We start from the raw sequence: 1,901 nt of genomic DNA, 5'->3' as shown, positions 1-1,901 counted from the left end.
GTTGGCAATCGCGCGGTGCTGTCGGACCTGATCACCTACCAGGACGATCCCAGTCAGCCGCATACCCACCTGGGCACCCTGGTGGACGAAGCGGGCCGCATCACCGGCCTGTGGCTGATGGGCGAGCACGAACCCCTGCGCCGTCTGAGCCTGTACCGCTATGACGAAGCGGGAGACCTCACGCTGGCACAAGACGAGAATGCCGCCGCGTGGACGTACCAGTACCAGCACCACCTGATCACCCGTTACACCGACCGCACCGGCCGCGGCATGAACCTGGTGTGGCAGGGCGAGGGCGCGGATGCTAAAGCGGTGCGCGAGTGGGCCGATGACGGCAGCTTCGACACCCGCCTGGAATGGGACGAGAACATTCGCCTCACCTACGTCACCGATGCCCATGGCCAGGAGACCTGGCACTACTACGACAGCCTTGGTTACACCTACCGCATTGTTCACCCGGACCAGCGCTCGGAATGGTTCTTCCGGGACAGTGCCAAGAACGTTGTCCAACACATCGACAGCGCAGGTCATGTCAATCGCTTTGCGCATGATGAGAACGGCAACCTGCTGGAGCACATCCGTGCGGACGGCACCACCGTTCATTACGCGTGGGATAGCAAAGACCAGCTCATCAAGATCAGCGACGCCGAGGGCGGCCTCTGGCTGCGCGACTACGATACCCGCGGCCGCCTGACGGAGGCCATCGACCCGCTGGGCAACAAGACGGAGTATGCGTACAACTTGATGGGGTTGCCGATCGGCATCATCGATGCCAGCGGCAAGACCAGGCAGCTCGAGTACAACAGCAGCGGCCAGCTCATTCGCTACGTGGACTGCTCGGCCAAAGCCAGCGAATGGGCCTACGACGCGCGCGGCCAGCTTGTTCAGTTCACCGACGCGGCAGGCCAGGTCACCCGCTACCGCTACGAGGCCGGCCAGCTCGCCGCGATCCGCTACCCGGACGATACCGAAGAACACTTCGAGCGCGACGCAGAGGGCCGGCTGCTAACCCACATCGATGCGCTGGGCCGGCGCACCGAATGGGACTACACCGAGGCCGGCCTGCTGGCCAAGCGGGTGGACGCCGCTGGCCAGACCCTACGCTACCAGTGGGACAAGCTCGGCCAGCTCACCGCGCTGCGCAACGAGAACGGGCGCGATGCCGAGTTCCACTACGACCCGGTGGGCCGTCTGCTGGCGGAAACCGGCTTCGACGGTGCCATCACGCGCTACGAGTACGAGGAGGAGACCGGCAAGCTGGCGCGTGCCATCGACGGGCAGCGCATCACCGCCTACACCTTCGATCCGATGGGGCGCCTCACCGAGCGGCGCGCTGCGCTGCAAACCGGCGACGCGAGCCCGCGCCAGCAAGACTGGCAGGTCGAGACCTTCGCCTACGACCTCAACGGCAATTTGGCACTGGCCAGCAACGCCGACAGCCGCCTGCAATGGTTCCACGACCCGGCCGGCAACCTGGTGCGCGAACACCAGCACTACACCCGCCTGGGCCAGCCGCTGGTGGGTGTGTGGCTGCACGAATACGATGCACTCAACCAGCGCATCGCCACCGTGCGCCCGGATGGTCACCGTGTCAGCTGGCTCACCTACGGCAGCGGCCACCTGCTGGCGCTGCAGCTCGATGAGCGCGAGCTCGTCAGCTACGAGCGCGACGACCTGCATCGCGAAGTCGCACGGCTGCAAGGCAACCGCCTGCTGCAAACGCAGCAGTGGGACGCCATGGGGCGCTTGAGCGAGCAGGTGCTTGCCCACGAATCCAAAGGCCCGGTCGGGCAAACCGCAGGCGGTAACCGCCTGCTGGTGCGCCGCTACCGGTACGACGCCAGCGGCCAGCTCACCGACATCAACGACACGCGGCGCGGGCAGCTCGCCTACCGCTACGA

General features: G+C 65.9%; 1 pseudogene. It reads left to right on the top strand.

What is annotated here, in order from left to right:
• Positions 1-1,901: pseudogene (locus WS75_RS16455) on the top strand (RHS repeat protein); the annotation flags it as partial.

The sequence above is a fragment of the Burkholderia sp. FL-7-2-10-S1-D7 genome, assembly GCF_001524185.1.
GTDB lineage: Bacteria > Pseudomonadota > Gammaproteobacteria > Burkholderiales > Burkholderiaceae > Burkholderia > Burkholderia diffusa.
Note: the sequence above shows the minus strand (reverse complement) of the source record. Positions and strands in the feature narration are given on the sequence as shown.